This is a genomic window from Streptomyces sp. NPDC094034 (assembly GCF_040303865.1).
GTDB lineage: Bacteria > Actinomycetota > Actinomycetes > Streptomycetales > Streptomycetaceae > Streptomyces.
In genome coordinates, this window is the sequence record NZ_JBEOUD010000027.1 from 84,055 (window position 1) to 101,939 (window position 17,885).

The following is a 17,885-nucleotide window of genomic DNA, read 5'->3' on the forward strand; positions in this document are numbered from 1 at the left end:
TACGCGTGGGCGGTCCGCCGGCGCGCTGCCTCACCGCGGTTTGCGGAGCAGGAAGACGTAGTAGCCGAGGTGATCGTTGACGAACTCGCGCAGTAGCGGCATCGCGGCGTCCATCTGCGCGGTGGTCCGGGCTCCGTAACGTTCCAGGATCTCGTCGTGGTGGTCGCGGTAGAGGACGTCCATGAGCTGGCCGCTCACCATGACGTTGTGGGTGTGGTCCTCCAGCCGTACGAGGTCGAATCCGGCCCGCGCCGTCCGTTCCAGCAGCGTGGCCGGGGTCTGCGGCGGTGGTGAGGTCCACACCGCGCGGTAGACGGCGAGATGCTCGGGGCTGGGTTCGCCGCGGCGGGTGAACTCGGTGAACAGCAGTTGTCCGCCGGGGCGCAGTACCCGCCAGGCGTGGCGCAGTGCGGCGAGGCGGTCGGACATGTGGGGGAAGGAGTCGATGGCCCAGGCCGCGTCGTACGACGCGTCGGTGTGTTCCTGGCCCAGGTCCATGGCGTCGCCGTGGACGAAGGTGACGCGGTCGCGCAGTCCCGCCTCGCGGGCCCGTGTTTCGCACAGTGCGACCTGGGACTGGCTGACGGTGATTCCGGTGACCTTGGCGCCGGTCGCGCGCGCGAGGCGCACGGCGGGGCCGCCGGTGCCGCAGCCGATGTCGAGGAGGTGGTCCTGCGGGCCGAGGTCCAGCGCGTCGATGTAGTGGTCGGTCTGGCGGTCCATGGCGAGGTTGGCCAGATCGAGGAGCGTGGAGGCGCGGGCGGGTCCGCCGGGGGGCGTCCACATACCGATGTGGATGGCGGAGTCGCCGAGGATCATTCCGTAGAGGTCGCCGAACTCGTCGTACGAGGCGCCGACTTCTCCGGCTGTAGGGGCGGTCTGAGTGCTCTGGGGTGTGTTGTCCGCTGCCATGGTGGTCACGATAGTGAGGTATCACCGCCGCCACCGCGCGGGAAACAGCCACGCTGGGCGGCCCGGAGACGCTGCCCAGCGGGTCGCGGACCATGGCGGCGGGCAGACCGGGTCGCCCGCGGTGAAGACCGAAGCGGTCGGCTTCAGCGTCGGTGATGGACGCGTCGAGCGACGCCCGCGACGCGCTGGCGCCGTCCTCGGCGAAGTGCCGCTGGGAGATCCGCTGGGGGATCCGCCGGGAGATCCGGACCGCCTCAGGGATCGCCTCCGCGTCGCTCGGTCCGGCTTGCCGATTTGTGCGTCTTGACAGTGAATTCTTGCCGAGGGGAGCATGAGCCATCGTCAGTGGTGCAGGACAGAAGGGGTGTCTCGTGAGCACTGTCAGTCCCATCCGCCGGCAGTTCTTCGTCAATGGCCGGTACGTCGACGCGGCGGGCTCCGACACCTACGACGTGATCAGCCCCGCCACCGGGGAACTGATCGGTACTGTTCCGCTCCCCGCGCCGGCCGATGTCGATGCGGCGGTCGCCGCCGCGAACGCCGCCCAGCGGGCCTGGGCAGGCGTCAACGTCTGGAAGCGCGCGGAGATCTGCCACCGTGTCGGGGACGAACTCACCAAGCGCGTCGATGAGTTGGCCCGGCTACAGACCCTGGAGCAGGGCAAGCCGCTCGCCGAGTCGGTCGCCGACATCGAGGAGGCCGCCCAGCTCTTCCATCTGCACGCGGAGGACGCCATACGCCTGCACGGCGAGACGTTCCCCTCGAACGACGGCCGAAAGCGGATGTGGACCTTCTACCGCCCAGTGGGCACATGGGCGATCATCACCCCCTGGAACTTTCCGCTGCTGATGCTCGCGGAGTTCGTCGCCCCCGGCCTGGCCACCGGCAACGCCCATGTCGTCAAGCCTCCGGCCAACACCCCACTGACAGTGCTGAAGGCGATGGAAGCCTTCGCCGCGGCCGGGGTTCCCGACGGGCTGGTCAACATCCTTCCGGGCGAGGGCGCCACCGGTGACGCGCTCGTACGTCACGCCGGCACCGACGCGATCGGTTTCATCGGGTCCTCGGCCACCGGCTCGAAGATCCAGTCCGCGGCGGGTCTGAAGCGCTCGGTCATGGAGTGCTCCGGCAACGGCCCCCTCGTCGTCCTCGCCGACGCCGACCTGGACGCCGCGGCCCAAGCCGCCGTCTACGGCGCGTACTTGTGCGCGGGGCAGGTGTGCTGCGCCACGGAGCGCGCGATCGTCCACGGGGACGTCCACGACGACTTTGTCGCCGCGGTTCTCCGCGCCGCCCAGGACGTCGTGCTCGGCGACCCCTTCGCCGACACCACCAACCTCGGTCCGCTCAACAACGAGGGTGTCGCGGCGAAGATGGACCGGCACATGGCCGACGCGCGTGAGCGTGGCGCCGAGATCCTGCTCGGCGGACACCGCCGCAAGGACGCGCCGACCGATCTCTACTACGAGTTCACCGTCGTCGACGCCGTCCCCGAGGACAGTCTCCTGTCCCGTGAGGAGTCGTTCGGGCCGGTCGTACCGATCATCACCGGGACCGATGACGACGACCTCCTACGCATCGCCAACGACGACAAACTCGGCCTACAGGGCGCGGTGTTCACCCGGAACATGACGGCCGCGCACCGGTTTGTCGAGGAGATGTCCGTCGGCCAGGTCGTTGTCAACGACTCGACCTGCTTCTGGGACATCAACATGCCCTTCGGCGGCGCCGGCGGCCGGTCCACCGGCTGGGGCCGGATCGGCGGAAAGCACACCCTGCTGGCCATGACAGATCTGCGGACCGGCGTCATCAGCCTCTGAGAGCACAACACAACACAGCACAGCACAACACAGCGCAACACAACACAGCGCAGCGCGGCACAGCACAACACAGCGCAGGAGCGGTGGGCGGCGCTCCTGCGCTGTGCGTGTGGGGCGGCCGATGTGATCATTCACGCGTCCGCGGCTTGACGCATTCCGTTATGGGAATATGATTGCTGTCATGGCACGAGCAGCGACGACGTCGGACGCGTTCAACGCGATCGCCGAGCCGCAGCGCCGGGACATCCTGGCGTTGCTGCGGGCGGGTGAGCGGCCGGTGACCGACCTGGCCCAGGAGCTGGGGATGAGCCAGCCGCAGGCGTCCAAGCACCTGCGGGTGCTCCGGGAGGTGGGGCTGGTGCGGGTCCGCGAGGCGGGCAAGCAACGCCTCTACGGCCTGGACGCCCGCGGGCTGAGGCCGGTCCACGAGTGGGCCGGCGGATTCGAGCGGTTCTGGAACGAGAGCTTCGACCGGCTCGACACCTACGTGCAGGACCTCAAACAGACACAGCAGGAGGAATGACCGATGGCAGGGGCAAGGCATGAAACGCGGGGGGAGCCGGGGACGGCCGACCGGGAGATCGTGATCTCCCGGGTCATCGACGCCCCGCGGGAGTTGGTGTTCGAGGCGTTCACCGAGGTCCGGCACCTGTCGCGGTGGTGGGGTCCGGAGGGGTTCACCACCACCACGCGGTCCTTCGAGTTCCGCGAGGGCGGGGAGTGGGTCTTCGTGCTGCACGGGCCGGACGGGACCGACTACTCCGAGTGGATCCGCTGGCTGCGGATCGTCCCGCCGGAGCGGATCGCGCTGCTGCACGGTGAGTCCCGCGACGACCCGTACGCCTTCGAGTCGGTCCTGACCTTCGCGCCGGACGGCGCGGCGACCCGGATCGTGATGCGCACGGTGTTCCCCACCAAGGAACTGCGCGACGAGGCGGTCGAGAAGTACCACGCGATCGAGGGCGGCCGGCAGACCCTGAGCAGCCTGGCGGCCTACGTCACCGATCTCGCGCGGAAGGGGGCGGAGGGCTGATGGCCGGGAAGGTGTTCTTCAGTGTGTCGCTGTCGCTGGACGGTTTCATCGCGCCCCAGTCCGTGCCCGTTGAGGACGAGCTCTTCGCGCCCGACAAGCAGGACGACCCGGACGTTCGGCGCTGGATGGCGCAGTGGATGGAGCTTCAGCAGTGGCTCTTCCCGCTGCGGTTCTTCCGGGAGAACCTGAAGCTGGGTGAGGGCGGCGAGGAGGGCCACGACAACGACATGGCGCGGGAGACGTTCGAGCGCACCGGCGCGAGCGTCATGGGAAAGCGCATGTTTGACCTCGGCGAGCAGTCATGGCCGGAGGAGGCGCCCTTCCATACCCCGGTCTTCGTGGTGACGCACACCAAGCGTGACCCGTGGGAGCGGCCCGGCGGCACCACGTTCCACTTCGTCAACGACGGCATCGAGCACGCCCTCGACCAGGCCCGTGACGCCGCCGGTGACCGTGACGTCCGTATCGCAGGCGGCGGCGCGACGATTCTGGAGCACCTGAACGCCGGACTGGTCGACGAGTTCTCCATCACGCTGTCACCGGTGCTTTTCGGCGCCGGCACCCGCCTGTTCGACGGTGTGGACGCCTCCAGGGTCGCGCTGGAGCTGGTCCGTTCGGTGCCGTCGTCGCGGGTGACGCACCTGACCTACGCCGTGCACCCGCGATAGCCGCGATAGCCGCGCCGCCACTCCACCCCGGCGACCCGAGCACCCACGGCGCGCGCACGTGCGTCAGCGGGTGAGCATCGGGAAGCCGGGGTCATAACGCCCCCTACGTACCGGCTTGGACGACCGAGCACCCCGAAGTGGCAGAAACCATCCGACCGTTGCCCTGGAACGGCGACGGAGTACTCAGCGGCGGCGTGACATCACTCCTCACCTCGTTCCGGCGGTTGGGCCGACGGGCAGAGCGTGCCCGCCCGGCCCCCTGCGGCATCGCTCCGGGGGCCGGGGAGTGTCGTCTGGTTCGGCGGGCCGGGCTGGGGGAAACTGGCTGCCGGGGGACAACCGCCCGGCGAAAGAGACCGCAGGATGACCATGGACGCTCAATCACCGCCCGTTCGGGTTCTGGTATTCGGAGCCGCGTTGCGCACCGGGTCCACCAATGCGCGGCTCGCCTCGCTGGCGTCGAACCTGATCGCCGAGACCGGTGCCGAGGTCGACCTCGCCAGGATGCGGGACTTCGACATGCCGCTGTACGACGGGGATGTGGAGGATTCCGAAGGGCTGCCCGCCGGCGCCCTGGCCCTGTGCGAAAAGATCAACCGCTGCGATGCGTTCGTGATCTCGTCGCCCGAGTACAACGCCTCCGTCCCGGGACTGCTCAAGAACGCCATCGACTGGGTCTCCCGAGTACGGCCGCAGCCGTTCAAGACCAAGCACGCGCTGCTGGTCTCGTCCTCCCCGTCGATGATCGGCGGCAACCGCGGCCTGTGGGCGCTGCGGGTCCCGCTCGAACACCTGGGCACACGGGTCTACCCCGACATGTTCAGCCTGCCCCGTGCGTACGATGCCTTCACCGAGGACGGCCGACTCGCCCACCCCGGCTCTCAGGAGCGGCTCGCCGACACCGTCTGCGGGTTCATGCGACTGGTGCGCGCCGACGTGGAGTTCGTGTGTCTGCGGCGCCGCTGGTACGAGTTCCCCGGCGATCGCACCGACGCGCCGGTCACCCACCGGAGCGAGGACTGACCCTCTTTCGCCGCCCTGCCGGCAGGGCGGGCGGACCGCCTGCCGGCGAGCCGGCGGCGGTGCGGACGCGCCGTGCGGCCCGCACCTTCCCTGCCGCGCGTCCGCTCGATGGCGGGCTCGGGTGTCGCGATGCCGGCCTTCGCCGACGACGCCGGTGCCCGGACACGCCGCGAGTCCCATGTGGTCTCGGAGGCCGTGGTGACGGGTGAGAATGAGGCCATGGCGATATGCAAGAAGTGCGGTGCGCGAAAGCGTCGTTGGCCTCGTTCCTGCTCCCGGTGCCGCGGTTCTCGGCTGGAGCGGGCGGACTCGGCCTCGGATGCCGTGGAGCTCGCCGCGGAGGTAGGACTGCTCGGGTGGATCGCGCGAGGGATCGCCGGCGTGATACGGCTGGTACTGCGGGCACTTGGCTGATCGGCGGGCCCGGGGCCCCGTCATGCGGTCGATTCCGGGCCGTTCAGCACGCTGAGAACGTTCTTCAGCAGGGCACGCTTGTGCGACGACAAGGCATGGAAGGTCTCCGTGTTACGCGCTATCACCTGACGCTGCATGGCCGCCTCGGCCGCGTGCCACTCGCTCAGCAGGCCCGAGGACTGTTTGCACCGCACGTCAGTCCGCGCCGTCTTCTTCTCTCGCTCGGTGATCGTGGAGCTGTCGAGGTTCCATCGTGGATCACCGATCGCGGCCGAGGGATGCGCGTAGGGATGGCCGGCCTGGTTCATGCACGATTCCCAGCGCTTTCGCGCTTGGGTGACGGCTGGGACGTTCTCCGTCTTCTCCAGCGTTTCGGCGCTCTGGTCGGCGAACCAGGAGAGGTCCGCCTTGGGGACGTCACGGGCGAGCAGGGAATCGGCGTGACGGTAGCAGCCGGGGCTCAGATCCGTCCCGTAAAGCGCCGCCTCCTCCTGCGCGCTCAGGGCTTCGCCCCACCCCGTAGAGGCGCTGTCGCCCTGGCCACCTTCCCACCTTTCCGGCAGGTGATAGCCGGAGCGGGCCACCGCACGGTCGTCCGCGACCCCGTAGCGGCGGCTGTTGTCGTAGGAGTCCGGCGGCTCGGGGCCGGTGTCCGGGAAATCGAGACTGACGTCGCGGCCTTCGAGGCAGCGCTCGGTCAGCACCCGACGAGCCCGGTCGTGCAGCCATGTCTCGCGTGCGGTCCACTTGTACGTATCAAAGGGCAGCACCAGCTCCGAGGCGTAGGGGGTGCCCTCCGGAAGGGGCGGAGCGGCGGCGCTGTGCTCTGACCGCTGGTCGGGGTCGGAGCATGCGCCGAGTGCGGTGAGGAGAGCCACGACAAGAGGGACAAGTACAGTGATGTGTCTACGATCCACAACGCGTTCCTTCACTTCTCCCGATGAGCCCGGGGAACCGCTCATGGAACGGACCCCGGGCTCACTGAAGCGGCGAACTGTCAGCGACAGAGGGCGAATTCCGCGGATGAGGCGCTGTTGTCCCCGATGTTGTTGTTGGCGAGGTATCCGTCATCGGCGCCGTCGGGAAAGCCCGATCGGTTCCCCGTGTAGTTGGGGTTCTGGTACAGGCACACCGACACTCCGGTCCGGTTCTTCACCGAACTGGTCTCGTCGTTCATGTCGTCATCGGTGAGCCACCCGTTGCCGTCCCGCCAGTGGTTCCCCCGGAAGTCGTTGTCCCTGTGCGTGATGTCACGCCAGTGGTTGGTGTTCCCCAGGTTGAAGTCATTGTTCTCGAAGAGGCAGAAGTTGGGTGCCGCGCAGCTTCCCGCGAGGATCCGCGGGGCATCCGCCTGCGCGGTCGAGGTGAGGCTCAGAGGCAGCAGCAGCGCCACCGCGGCGGGTACGAGAAGTCGGGCTCTGACACGCATGGAATCTGTCCCTTTCGGGTCGGTTGAGCTTGTGATCACGAGGAAGCGGCACTTTCTCCCCGGGTTTTGCCGACGTCTCGGCGGAACTGACCGACAGGCCGGCCTGCCAGGCGGCACCCCCGCTCCCACTCCACCCGCCTGGCGACCCGGTGACCTCTCCATGTTCTCCCGGCGGGCCGTCCCGTCCGTGTGCCCCGCCGTGCCTGGGGTCTGGCGTACCCAGGGACCACGGACTCCAGGAAGGACAATGAACTCATGAGGAAACAAGGAGAGTTAGGGAACTTCCTGCGCTCGCGCCGAGCGAGAATCCGGCCCGAGGACGTCGGTTACGCCTCCGGATCGGGACAGCGCCGGGTGCCCGGTCTGCGACGGGAGGAGCTGGCGCATCTGGCGGGTGTGAGCGTCGACTACTACATGCGACTGGAGCAGGGCCGTAACCACAGCGTCTCCGACGCGGTGCTCGGCGCCGTGGCGGACGCGCTCCGACTGAACGAGGACGAACGGGACCATCTCTTCCGGCTCGCCCGCCCCCACGACGTGGCCAGGAAAACCGTCGACGGCGACGGAACGCGCCCGGCGATACAGCAACTGCTGGACTGGATCAGCGCCCCGGCGCTCGTCATGGGACGCCGGATGGATGTCCTGGCCTGGAACCGGCCGGTGTGCGGCCTCATCACCGACTTCGGCCGACTGCCCGCGCGTGAACGCAATCTGCCGCGGCTTCATCTGCTCGACACGACGATCGGCGGCCGCTATCCCGATCGCGACATGGTCGCCCGCGAGGTCGTGGGGCAGCTGCGGATCGCGGCCGGAGTCGTCCCCGACGATCCCGAACTGTGGGAGCTGGTCGATGAACTGAAGGCGGGCAGTGTGGAGTTCCGGCACCACTGGACTCAGCACACCGTGCGAACCAAGGCATACGGACTCAAGCGCATCGACCATCCGGAACTCGGCTCGCTCACCCTCTCGTACGAGATCACCCGCTTCCCCCAGGACACGGAGCTGAGTCTGCTCGTCTATACGGCGGCACCGGGGACGCCGGAGGACAAGGCGCTGCGGAGTCTCGCGGCCTAACCCCTGTCGTGTGTCACCGTTCGGCGGACGGGGCGCGCCGCCGGAGTCAGCCCGACTTCGGCGGCTTCTGCGTGTCGAAGGCGAAGAGGGTGTTCTTGGCCGCGGCTACGATCAACGCACGCCCTACGACGGTCACGCGCGGGCTGGCGCCCTGCTCGCCCGTCAAGCCCTCGGCCTGCGGATCCGTTGTCCACAGGGGTCTGCCGTCGGATGGCGACAGCGCGACCACCCGGCCGGTGGCCGAGCTGAAGTACAGTGCGTCGGCTCCCGCCGTGGGGCCCGACGCGCCCTCCACGCCCGTCTGCCGCGACCACTTCTTCCGGCCGGTCGCGGGGTCGAGCGCCGTGACGAGACCGGCCTGTCCGCTCACGTAGACCGTGCCGTCCGCCATGCCGGGCGTCCCCGCGTATGTCCTGGCCAGCCGGGAGTAGGTGACCTTCCGCGAGGTCGGGTCGACCCGCGCCACCCCGTCGTACCCGGCCAGCGCCGTTCCCTCCATGTGTCCCAGAAGGAGTACGAGCTCGCCGTCGGCGACGCCCATCGGCACGGCGGGGCCGTTGACCGCGATGGGCCCGCCCAGTTTCCCCGAGGCGCGGTCGACCGGGTGCAGAGTGGGGTGGCGCACCTCTGAGGCGTCCACCTCCGTATTCGTCGCGCACATGGCGAAGAGCCGCGGGCCCACCGGGACGGGAGCGCACTGCGTGCCCGTGGGGAACGGGGTCGTCCAGGTGACCTGACCGCTGTGCGCGTCCCGGGCCTCGAAGCGGGAGTTGGAAGCGTCGACCGTCACGACGGCGGAGCCGACCACAAGGGCGTCCTGAGTCCGGCCCGTGACGGCCGTGGACTGGGCGCCGGACGGCACGGACCACAACTCCCGGCCATTGTCCACGTCGATGGCCACCACCTCGCTGGGAGGGTCCTGTGGGGCGTCCTCGGCGGCGAAGCGGTATCCGAGCACCGTGTCGTCGGTGGCGCCCACCAGGTGCATGCCCTGGACGGGGACGCCCGGGCTCTTCGCCGTCCACACGCGCGAGCCGTCCAGGGCCCTGATACGGGTCGCGACAACACCGCCGCCCCCGCAGAACAGCGCGTCGCCGCGCGTGACGCAACGCAGCTCGTCGGGAATGTCCTCGCGACCGCCCGGCACGGTCTCGCGCCACGGGGCGAAGCCGTCCGGAAGTGGCGCACCCGGCGCCGCAACGCTGTTGCCCTTGTCGTCTCCGCTGTTTCCCCAGACGTCGCCCGCCCGCAGGGCGGCGACTCCGCCGCCGATCGCCGCCACCGCGACCGCGGCGGCGAGCACAGGCCGCCATCGGCTGCGCGGACGGCGGTTGACGGGGGTGCCGGTGCTCTCCGTACCGGGACCGGCCGGGGCGGCGGCCGGGGCAGTCGGCGCCGGGGTGGCCGGCGCCATGAAGTTGTGCTCGGTGATCATGTCGCGGGTGCGGCCCGCGCCAATCGAGTCCGTGTCGGTCCCGCCGAGGTCGGCCGACAGGTCCCGCAGCAGCACCAGGAGTTCGTCCGCCGAGGGGCGCCCCTCGGGATCCTTGTCCAGGCACGGCTCGACGACCGCGCGCAAGGCCGCCGGCACGGAATCCAGCGACGGCTCCTCGTGCACCACCTGATACGCCGTCAGATACGGGCTGTCCGCGTCGAAGGGCCCGTGGCCCGTCGCCGCGTACACCAGCAGCGTCCCCAGGGAGAAGACATCGGACCGCGGCCCCACACCACGCGGCGCCTGCAACTGTTCGGGCGACATGAAAGGCGGCGTGCCGATGACCCGGCCTGTCATCGTCAGCGTCTGCTGGTCCACGGCGCGCGAAATACCGAAGTCGATGACGCGCGGGCCTTCGGGCGAGAGCACGACGTTCGAGGGCTTCAGGTCACGGTGGACCACCCCGACCCGGTGGATGTCGCGCAGCGCCTCCGCCAGCCCGATGGCGAGCCTTCTCAGCTCCGGCCCGTTCAGCGGGCCCTGCGCGGCGATGCGCTGGGCGAGCGTGTGCCCCTCGATGTAGGTCGTCGCCATCCACGGCTGCTCGGCCTCGGGGGCGGCGTCGACCACGGCGGCGGTGAACGCGCCGCTCACCCGCCTCGCCGCCGCCACCTCCTGCCGGAAACGGATGCGGAACTCGTCGTCCCCCGCGAACTGCTGGTGGATCAGTTTGATCGCGACAGGTCGCCCCGAACTCGTACGGGCCAGAAAGACCGTGCCCATGCCACCCGAGCCGAGCCGCGCCTCAAGCGGATAACCGCCGATCTCGACTGGATCGCCTACGCGCAGCGACACCCTTCACCACCTCCCGTCCCCCGTGCACCACGGGCCCGTGTACCTGTCCTGCAACAAACTAGCCGAAGGCCGGTAGGGGAGATGGACCCGGGCATCGCGGAGGCGGTGGGGCGGCGGACCGCCGCGACGGGGGAGCTCGGCCGCCGAGCGTTCCCCGAACCGGCGGGCCACGTCACCGCCCTCGCCCGGCTCTACGAAGATGGCGTCGGCGTTCGGTTCGACGGCCGGGCAGGGGTCGAGACCGCGCGGGCAGTGTCCTCAAAGTCCCGTCTGGTCGGCGCTGTGTGGTGCGCGCGCACCCTGAGGCACTCCACGAGGGGCGGGTTCCGCGGTAGCGCGCCGCGCCACGAACACGAACTCCCGGCCCGGCCGGTCGGGTGCCTCGCGTACGTCCTCGACGATGAAGCCGTGCTCGTGCAAGTCCCGCTCGATCTCCGTACGTTCGCGGAAACGAAGTGTCGATTCCGAGGTCAGTACGTCCCCGTCCGCGGCGAACACGTGCGTACCCCGGAAGCTCACCAGCGGCAGGCTCACGTCCGTCAGCTCGGCCCAGGTCTCGACGTGGCCGACGCCCGGGATGTCCGTCACGCGGTACGTGGTCTCGCGCGTCCACTCCGCCCACTCCTCCCACACGCGCCGCGCCGGATCGCGCGTCTCGAAGACAAGCCGTCCGCCGGGCCGCAGCGCCTCGTACGCGCCGCGCAGTGTCGTACGCCACGCCTGCGGATCGGCGATCGCCTGGGCGACGTTCCCGGTCATCGTCGCCAGGTCGATCCGCAGGGGCGGCAGGTCCCCCGCGTCGCCGACGATCCAGCGCACCCGCTCCGCGCCCGGTTTGCCGCGCGCGACATCGACGGACGCCCGCGCGGGATCGATCCCGATGACCGTCATCCCGCGCTCGGCGAGCAGCAGCGCGAACACGCCCGTACCGCACCCGATGTCCAGCACGGACCGCGCGCCGAACTCCTCCGCCATCGCGAGATACGCGTCGAGATCGCCGCGATCCGGATCGAGCGGGTCGTAGATGGCGGCGAGGCGCGGATGCCCGAACATTGCGTCAACCATGGAGGCGAATGTATGCGGCCCCGCGCCCGCATGGCCACCGTGTTCTCGGGGTACGGCGCCAGGCGGGCGCGGCGAAGGAAGTGCGCCGCTCATCCGGGCGCCCCGCATCGTTCCCGCGAACGGACTCCCGGGACGGCGCGCTCCCGGCAAGGAACACACCGCCGGTCAGCCGGCCGGCCGCGATTCGAGCATTCCCCTCGCCTCGGCGACCACCGCCGGGTCGGTGACGAAGTGCGTGTCCTGCTCGGCGGAGGCGCTGGAGGCGCCGAGCGGGATCCATGCACCCCCGCCGCGGGGTTCGGCGCGGCGCTTCGCGGAGAGGTGGACGGCGGCGACACCGGCGGCGGTCAGGGCAGGGATGTCGGCGGGGCGCACCCCGCCGCCCGCCATCACCTGCACACCGGGCGCGGCCTCGACCATGGCGGCGAGGGCGGCGAGTCCCTCTCCGGCGGCCGGGGCGCCGCCCGAGGTGAGCACCCGGGTGAGCCCCAGGGCGGGCAGCAGCGCGGCGGTGGCGACCGGGTCCGCGGACAGGTCGATCGCGCGGTGCAGCGTCACTTCGACGGGGCGGTCCATGTCATGAGCCGCCGCGGTGAGGCGGGTGACGGCGTCGATGTCGAGGCCGCCGTCGGCGGTGAGCGCGCCGATGACCACGCCGGAGGCGCCGGAGGCGATCACGGACCGCACCTCGGCGACCATCAGGGCGATCTCCTCGGCGTCGTGGACGAAGTCGCCCGGTCGGCAGCGGACCAGGGCCTGCACCGGCAGGCCTACGGCGGCGACCGCCTCGACGAGGGCGGCCGACGGGGTCAGACCGCCCAGTTCAAGGCCGGTGCAGAGTTCGACGCGATCGGCTCTGTGGTCGAAGGCGACACGGGCACCGGCCGGTGAGGTGACGGCGATCTCCAGTGCGGGCCGCCGGACCGGTCCGGCGGGGCCGGGCCGCCCGAGTCCGGCACCCTCGTCGGCCGCGACCGGTGCCGGGGGGCGGCCCGCGCCGCCGGCCCGGGGCGGGCCGGGGGGCCGGGTGATGTGGTCGGTCATTCGTCGTCCCCGGTGAGCGGCTGGTCGGAGGCCGGGATGATACGGGCCGTCAGGTCCGGGTCCGCCATGTCGCGGTCGAAGGGGAACATCGGGCGGCGGATGCGACGGTGGCCGAGGCGTACCAGGTCCTGGTCGACACCGCCGGGAGTGAGGGCCATCTTCCAGCCGACCGACATGTCGAACAGCTCGGGCTCCAGGTAGCCGATCTTGACGATCACGATGTCGGCGGAGCGCGGGTCGAGGTCGAGGTCGGTGAAGTCGTGCTCGTGGTGGTAGGGCTTGCGCAGCCTGGTGAGGATCGCGTACACGCTGCCGACCCGGATGACGACCTCGGTCTCGGCGTCGCGGTCGCCGTGCCGGATCGCGTGGACCACACCGGTGAGGGTGACGGGGCCGGCGTGCCGGTCGTCGACCTCGGCGCCGGCGGTGACGGTGACGGTGGCGCCGACCCCGGCGGCGACGGCGGTCTCGATCGCGGCGGGGCCGGGTACGGAGGCGTAGATGACGGTCGGCCCGTCCTCCTGCTGGAACTCGGGGCGCTCCAGCAGCCGGGTCAGGCCCCAGGTGACGTCACCGGCGCCGCCCGCGGTGGGGTTGTCGCCGGTGTCGCTGAGGAAGTACGGCCGCTGGTCGGAGGCGAGGGCTTCGTCAAGGAGTTCGTCGTAGGCGCCGGTCAGGGCGACGAAGTCGAAGTCGTGGCGGGCGTTCCAGAAGCCCCGGGCGAGTCGCTCTGCCCCGGCCGAGACCGCCGCCGCGTCGTCGCCGGTGACGACCACGACGGCGCGGTTGCGGGGTTCGTCGGCCCAGGCGTAGCCAACCCAGATGGCCGCGTCCGTCACACCGTCGGTGGCCTCGATCTCGTCGACCGCCGCGTACACGCTCTTCGCGGGTTCGATCCGGGTGGAGGTCTGCTCGCCGGCCAGCAGCACCGGGACCGGCACCCACGCCTTGACCGGGCGGGGGGCGCCGGACGCCAGCAGGTCGACCAGGTTGCGGACGGCACGCTCCTTGGTCTCCATGTGGTCCTCGTGCGGGGCCATCCGGTAGCAGGTGATCAGGTCGCTGCGGTGGGCGAGTTCGCGGGAGACGTTGCCGTGGAGGTCCATCGAGGTGGAGACGATCACGTCGGGGCCGACGGTGGCGCGGATCCGCTCCAGCAGCACGGCCTCGGCGTCGTCGATCCCCTCCACGGTCATGGCGCCGTGGATGTCGTACCAGAGGCCGTCCAACTGGGGCAGCGCGGCGAGGCGTTCGATGAGCTCGTCGGTGAGGCCGGTCCAGGCGGCGGCGGTGACGGTACCGCCGGGCAGCGACTTGCCGACCAGGGCGCCGTGCCACTCGGCGGCCTCACGCAGTTCCTCGCCGGGGGCGAGGAAGGGGTACCGGTCGAAGATCCCGGCGCCGCGCGAGGGGTGGAAGGCGGGGGCTTCGGTGCGAGCCGGGGAGAAGGTGGAGGACTCGATGCCGAGCCCGGCGACGGCGATGACCGGGCGGGCGGCGGGGGTGCGGGTGGGTGACATGGCTCCTCGGACGGGGTGTGGTGCGTGAGGCTCGTTCCGCGGCCCGGCACGGAGGGCGTGCCGCGGACTTCGATACCCGGACGGTTGCTTCGACGTGCGCGCGGACTAATTTCCTTGACCGCGCGGCTTTTTGCAGCGGCGTCAGATCCTTTCGCGGTTCGTGACGGTGTGCCGCCGGTCGGCGCCGGGGGTGGCGCGGCCGATGTCGCCGAGGGCGCGGGTCAGGGCGAGCCGCAGGGCGAAGAGTCCGGCGCCGACCAGGCCGGCGTCGGCGCCGAGACTGGCCCGCTCGATGGTGAGGTGTTCGGTCACCAACGGGTGGCAGCTCTCGTAGAGCTTGCTGCGTACCGCGGCGACGAACGGTTCGAGGGTGGACAGGATGCCGCCGAGGTAGACGGCGTCCGGATTGAAGAAGTTGACGTTCGCGGCGAGCACTTGGCCGAGATGGTCGCCGGCCCTGCGGACGGCGCGGGTGGCTTCCGGGTCGGCGTCGGTGGCGAGCCGTACCACGTCCTCGGGGCTGGCGACGTCGAGACCGCGTTCGCGCAGGATACGGACGAGCGCGGCGCCGGACGCCACCGTCTCCAGACAACCGGTGTTGCCACAGGAGCAGGGAATGTCGGCGCCGCCGTCGATGCGGATGTGGGTGATGTCGCCGGCGGCTCCGGTGGCGCCCCGGTAGAGGCGACCGTCGGCGATGACGCCGGCGCCGATCGCCGAGCCGATCTTCACCATGATCGACTGCTGGTGTTCGGAGTGCCTGGCGCTCTGCTCGCCGACCGCCATGCAGTTGGCGTCGTTGTCGACGGCGACCGGGATCCCGAAACGTTCCTCCAGCCAAGGGCCGACCGGGAAGCGGTTCCAGCCGAGCATCCGGGACGGCAGGACGACGGCGCCTGAGGCGACGTCCACCGGCCCGGGCAGGGAGAGCCCGACGCCCCGCAGCCGGTCACGTCCACGCTGTTCGGCGAGGGACTCAAGGTGCTCGACGAGCCTCGGCAGGGCGGCCTCGGGCCCGTCGGAGACCTCGAACGGGACGTTGGTGACGTCACGGACACCGCCGCCCGGGAGCACCACACCGATCCGGGCATGGCGGCCGCCGACGTCGGCGGCGACGGCGTACTCGTCGTTGCTGCCCGCCCTGAGGACCCTGCGGGGGCGTCCGCCGGTGGAGGAGTGGGTGCCCTCTTCGGCGATGAGCCCGCGCTCGACCAACTGAGCCACGGTGAGGGAGATGGTGGAGGCGGCCGTGCCGAGGAGTTCCGCGAGTTCGGCGCGGGACGACGCCTCGCCCGAGGCGACGAGTTCGAGGACCCGCGTGGCGAGGGTGGTCGAGCCCTTCTGGGACACGCTCTTGGGGGTCTTGCGGTCCCGAGCACTTATTTCAGTCATGTACGAAGTAACTTCCGCAACGGTGGGTGTGACGGAGACAGTACGCCCGTCCAGGCGGGCGGGGAACAGCCTCACGATGAAAGTGGAGAGCGTCGACGCGAGTTAAATCGCCTTAAATCGCACCATAAACACCTCCTGATACGGCTGGAGCGGATGAGCGTGACGCTTTCGAGATCGTGGAAACTTACTTTTTACTAACTCTTGTTTGTTTGTTCGGCTCGTGCGCCGTTGACTGTCGCCGTACGCAGCGCCGACCCCGCGGCGCCGACCCGGTCTCCCGGGACGTATGCGGGTCCTTTCACTCTGAGGAGAGTCATGTTCCTTGCTTACACGGCCGCCGTCCGCCGCTGGGCCCTCGTCGCGGGTGCCACCGTCACCACCGGCGCGCTGCTCACCGGCTGTTCAGGCGGATCGTCGTCCTCCGGCTCGGCATCGTCGGACACCATTAACTACGCCCTCCCGGCGAACTTCACGCCGAACTGGATCCTCCCGGTCGGCACCGCCTCGCACCTGAACACCAACAACTCCTCCATATCCCAGGCCGTCTGGGAGCCGCTGATCGCGTACGACGGCTCCACGGGCAAGGTCGGATGGAACAAGGACAACTCGCTGGCCACCGACGCGAAGTTCGCCGCGGACAGCAAGAGCGTGACGATCACCCTCGGCGATCGTCACTGGAGCGACGGCAAGCCGATCACCTCACGCGACGTGGAGTTCTGGTTCTACCTGGTCAAGACCAACAAGGAGGACTGGGCAAGCTATAGCCCGGGCAAGGCGCCGGACAACTGGACCTCCTTCAAGACGATCGACGACACGCACTTCACGATCACCTTCGACAAGGCGTACAACCAGGAGTGGATGCTCGCCAACGAGCTGAGCATGATCCGCCCGATGCCGCAGCACGTCTGGGACAAGACCAGCGACTCCGGCGCCGTCTCCGACCTGGACCGCACCGCCGCCGGCGCCAAGAAGGTCTGGACGTATCTCAACAACGCCGCCAAGAAGATCTCCGGCTACGCGTCCGACCCGTTGTGGAAGACGGTCAGCGGCCCGTACACCATCACGTCGTTCTCCACCGCGGGCAAGGTCGAGCTGACCGCCAACGCGAAGTACGACGGCGGGGGCAAGGCCAACATCAAGAACGTCAATCTGCTGCCGTTCACCACGGCCGACGCCGAGGCGAACGCCCTGCGCGCCGGGACCGTCGACTACGGCTACATCAACGCCACCGACCTGAGCCAGGAGTCGTCGTTCAAGGCCAAGGGCTACTCGGTGAAGCCGTGGACCGGCTGGGCGATCACCTACATGCCGTACAACTTCAACAACCCCGTCATGGGCCCGGTGTTCAAGCAGCTGTACGCCCGCCAGGCGATCCAGATGTCGGTGGACCAGGCCACCCTCTCCAAGGTGGTCTTCAACGGCACCGCCGTCCCCACCTACGGCCCGGTCCCGCAGGGCCAGGACTCGTCCTTCGTCTCCCCGGAGCAGAAGACCAACCCGTACCCGTTCGACACGGCCAAGGCGAAGAAGCTCCTCACCGACCACGGCTGGACCGAACAGGCCGGCACCATGGTGTGCGCCGTCCCCGGCACCGGCGACAACCAGTGCGGCGCGGGCGTCGACAAGGGCGCCAAGTTCGAGATGCAGGTGCTGTCCCAGTCCGGCTCGACCGTGACGGACAACATGATGAGCGCGTTGCAGTCGTCGTTCGCGAAGACCGGCATCAAGTTCAGCATCAAGACCGCCCCGGTCAACTCCGTCCTGTCGCAGTCCGGCCAGTGCACCGCCGACGAGTCGAGCTGCACGTGGCAGCTGTCGTTCTTCGGCACCGCGGGCAGCTGGTACTTCCCCGCCTACCCCAGCGGTGACTCGCTCTTCGCCACCGGAGGCGGTTCCAACTTCGGCAGCTACTCCAACGCCGAGGTCGACAAGCTGATCACCGAAACCACCACGTCCTCCTCGAACGAGGCGGTGCGGAAGTACAGCGCCGCGCTCGCCAAGGACCTCCCCGTGATCTGGCTGCCGGAGCCCGATTACCAGATCTCCGTGGTCAAGGACGGCCTCGGCGGCTTCGCCCAGGACTCCCTCGCCAACTTCCACCCCGCCATGTGGAAGTGGACCAAGTAAGCCCGGTCGGTGCCCGCGCGGGCCTGCGGAGTCGTCCGGCCACCCGGCCGGCCGCCCCGGGGCCCGCGCGCACC

At 69.9% G+C, this 17,885-nt stretch carries 15 protein-coding genes; 7 read left to right on the plus strand and 8 right to left on the minus strand.

Features of this window, described 5'->3' with window-relative positions:
* Window positions 1-30: 30 nt before the first annotated feature.
* A complete protein-coding gene (locus tag ABTZ59_RS23195) occupies window positions 31-912 on the minus strand; it encodes an SAM-dependent methyltransferase (protein WP_351412177.1) in 882 nt (293 codons plus the stop codon).
* Between the two features lie 371 nt (window positions 913-1,283).
* Between ABTZ59_RS23195 and ABTZ59_RS23200 the strand changes: the two genes are divergently transcribed.
* The 5 genes from ABTZ59_RS23200 to ABTZ59_RS23220 all read left to right on the plus strand — a co-directional run bounded on the left by ABTZ59_RS23200 (window position 1,284) and on the right by ABTZ59_RS23220 (window position 5,456).
* Window positions 1,284-2,732, plus strand: a complete 1,449-nt coding sequence (locus ABTZ59_RS23200) for an aldehyde dehydrogenase family protein (RefSeq protein WP_351412187.1) — start codon at window positions 1,284-1,286, stop codon at window positions 2,730-2,732.
* A 181-nt stretch (window positions 2,733-2,913) separates the two neighbouring features.
* Window positions 2,914-3,255 (plus strand): ArsR/SmtB family transcription factor, encoded by a 342-nt coding sequence (locus ABTZ59_RS23205; protein ID WP_351412200.1) that lies wholly within the window; start codon window positions 2,914-2,916, stop codon window positions 3,253-3,255.
* A gap of 3 nt (window positions 3,256-3,258) precedes the next feature.
* The gene (locus ABTZ59_RS23210; RefSeq protein WP_351412212.1) at window positions 3,259-3,765 is read left to right on the plus strand and encodes an SRPBCC family protein; all 507 of its coding nucleotides are present in this window, start codon (window positions 3,259-3,261) and stop codon (window positions 3,763-3,765) included.
* Complete coding sequence (locus tag ABTZ59_RS23215) at window positions 3,765-4,433, plus strand: dihydrofolate reductase family protein (RefSeq protein WP_351412219.1); 669 nt, start codon at window positions 3,765-3,767, stop codon at window positions 4,431-4,433. The genes ABTZ59_RS23210 and ABTZ59_RS23215 overlap by 1 nt, the downstream gene beginning before the upstream one ends.
* Window positions 4,434-4,796: 363 nt before the next feature.
* Window positions 4,797-5,456, plus strand: a complete 660-nt coding sequence (locus ABTZ59_RS23220; protein WP_351412225.1) for an NADPH-dependent FMN reductase — start codon at window positions 4,797-4,799, stop codon at window positions 5,454-5,456.
* A gap of 434 nt (window positions 5,457-5,890) precedes the next feature.
* On the opposite strand, the gene ABTZ59_RS23225 is transcribed toward ABTZ59_RS23220, so the two are convergent.
* On the minus strand, window positions 5,891-6,748 hold the full coding sequence (locus ABTZ59_RS23225; RefSeq protein ID WP_351412229.1) for a hypothetical protein: 858 nt from the start codon (window positions 6,746-6,748) through the stop codon (window positions 5,891-5,893).
* A gap of 119 nt (window positions 6,749-6,867) precedes the next feature.
* A complete protein-coding gene (locus ABTZ59_RS23230; RefSeq protein ID WP_351412234.1) occupies window positions 6,868-7,299 on the minus strand; it encodes a peptidase inhibitor family I36 protein in 432 nt (143 codons plus the stop codon).
* Window positions 7,300-7,554: 255 nt separating this feature from the next.
* Here ABTZ59_RS23230 and ABTZ59_RS23235 point away from each other — a divergent pair, with 255 nt between their 5' ends.
* Window positions 7,555-8,373, plus strand: a complete 819-nt coding sequence (locus tag ABTZ59_RS23235) for a helix-turn-helix transcriptional regulator (protein ID WP_351412241.1) — start codon at window positions 7,555-7,557, stop codon at window positions 8,371-8,373.
* A 46-nt stretch (window positions 8,374-8,419) separates the two neighbouring features.
* Here the strand turns inward: ABTZ59_RS23235 and ABTZ59_RS23240 are convergent, their stop codons facing one another.
* The 5 genes from ABTZ59_RS23240 to ABTZ59_RS23260 all read right to left on the minus strand — a co-directional run bounded on the left by ABTZ59_RS23240 (window position 8,420) and on the right by ABTZ59_RS23260 (window position 15,684).
* Window positions 8,420-10,663 carry a serine/threonine-protein kinase gene (locus ABTZ59_RS23240; protein ID WP_351412248.1) on the minus strand — a complete coding sequence of 748 codons (2,244 nt, stop codon included), beginning with the start codon at window positions 10,661-10,663 and terminating at the stop codon, window positions 8,420-8,422.
* 258 nt (window positions 10,664-10,921) lie between these two features.
* Window positions 10,922-11,728 (minus strand): class I SAM-dependent methyltransferase, encoded by an 807-nt coding sequence (locus ABTZ59_RS23245; protein WP_351412255.1) that lies wholly within the window; start codon window positions 11,726-11,728, stop codon window positions 10,922-10,924.
* 165 nt (window positions 11,729-11,893) lie between these two features.
* Window positions 11,894-12,772 carry a copper homeostasis protein CutC gene (locus ABTZ59_RS23250; RefSeq protein ID WP_351412284.1) on the minus strand — a complete coding sequence of 293 codons (879 nt, stop codon included), beginning with the start codon at window positions 12,770-12,772 and terminating at the stop codon, window positions 11,894-11,896.
* A complete protein-coding gene (locus ABTZ59_RS23255; RefSeq protein ID WP_351412317.1) occupies window positions 12,769-14,292 on the minus strand; it encodes a M81 family metallopeptidase in 1,524 nt (507 codons plus the stop codon). Before ABTZ59_RS23255 ends, ABTZ59_RS23250 begins: the two co-directional genes overlap by 4 nt.
* Before the next feature lie 141 nt (window positions 14,293-14,433).
* On the minus strand, window positions 14,434-15,684 hold the full coding sequence (locus tag ABTZ59_RS23260) for an ROK family transcriptional regulator (protein WP_351412321.1): 1,251 nt from the start codon (window positions 15,682-15,684) through the stop codon (window positions 14,434-14,436).
* A gap of 315 nt (window positions 15,685-15,999) precedes the next feature.
* On the opposite strand from ABTZ59_RS23260, the gene ABTZ59_RS23265 reads away from it, so the two are divergent.
* A complete protein-coding gene (locus tag ABTZ59_RS23265; RefSeq protein WP_351412327.1) occupies window positions 16,000-17,811 on the plus strand; it encodes a peptide ABC transporter substrate-binding protein in 1,812 nt (603 codons plus the stop codon).
* The last annotated feature ends 74 nt before the right edge of the window (window positions 17,812-17,885 follow it).

Excerpts from the sequence above, each read along its gene's own strand:
- ABTZ59_RS23195 (WP_351412177.1), bottom strand. The coding sequence starts at position 912 with ATGGCAGCGGACAACACACCCCAGAGCACTCAGACCGCCCCTACAGCC.
- ABTZ59_RS23205 (WP_351412200.1), top strand. The coding sequence starts at position 2,914 with ATGGCACGAGCAGCGACGACGTCGGACGCGTTCAACGCGATCGCCGAG.
- ABTZ59_RS23210 (WP_351412212.1), top strand. The coding sequence starts at position 3,259 with ATGGCAGGGGCAAGGCATGAAACGCGGGGGGAGCCGGGGACGGCCGAC.
- ABTZ59_RS23215 (WP_351412219.1), top strand. The coding sequence starts at position 3,765 with ATGGCCGGGAAGGTGTTCTTCAGTGTGTCGCTGTCGCTGGACGGTTTC.
- ABTZ59_RS23220 (WP_351412225.1), top strand. The coding sequence starts at position 4,797 with ATGACCATGGACGCTCAATCACCGCCCGTTCGGGTTCTGGTATTCGGA.
- ABTZ59_RS23230 (WP_351412234.1), bottom strand. The coding sequence starts at position 7,299 with ATGCGTGTCAGAGCCCGACTTCTCGTACCCGCCGCGGTGGCGCTGCTG.
- ABTZ59_RS23235 (WP_351412241.1), top strand. The coding sequence starts at position 7,555 with ATGAGGAAACAAGGAGAGTTAGGGAACTTCCTGCGCTCGCGCCGAGCG.
- ABTZ59_RS23245 (WP_351412255.1), bottom strand. The coding sequence starts at position 11,728 with ATGGTTGACGCAATGTTCGGGCATCCGCGCCTCGCCGCCATCTACGAC.
- ABTZ59_RS23250 (WP_351412284.1), bottom strand. The coding sequence starts at position 12,772 with ATGACCGACCACATCACCCGGCCCCCCGGCCCGCCCCGGGCCGGCGGC.
- ABTZ59_RS23255 (WP_351412317.1), bottom strand. The coding sequence starts at position 14,292 with ATGTCACCCACCCGCACCCCCGCCGCCCGCCCGGTCATCGCCGTCGCC.
- ABTZ59_RS23260 (WP_351412321.1), bottom strand. The coding sequence starts at position 15,684 with ATGACTGAAATAAGTGCTCGGGACCGCAAGACCCCCAAGAGCGTGTCC.
- ABTZ59_RS23265 (WP_351412327.1), top strand. The coding sequence starts at position 16,000 with ATGTTCCTTGCTTACACGGCCGCCGTCCGCCGCTGGGCCCTCGTCGCG.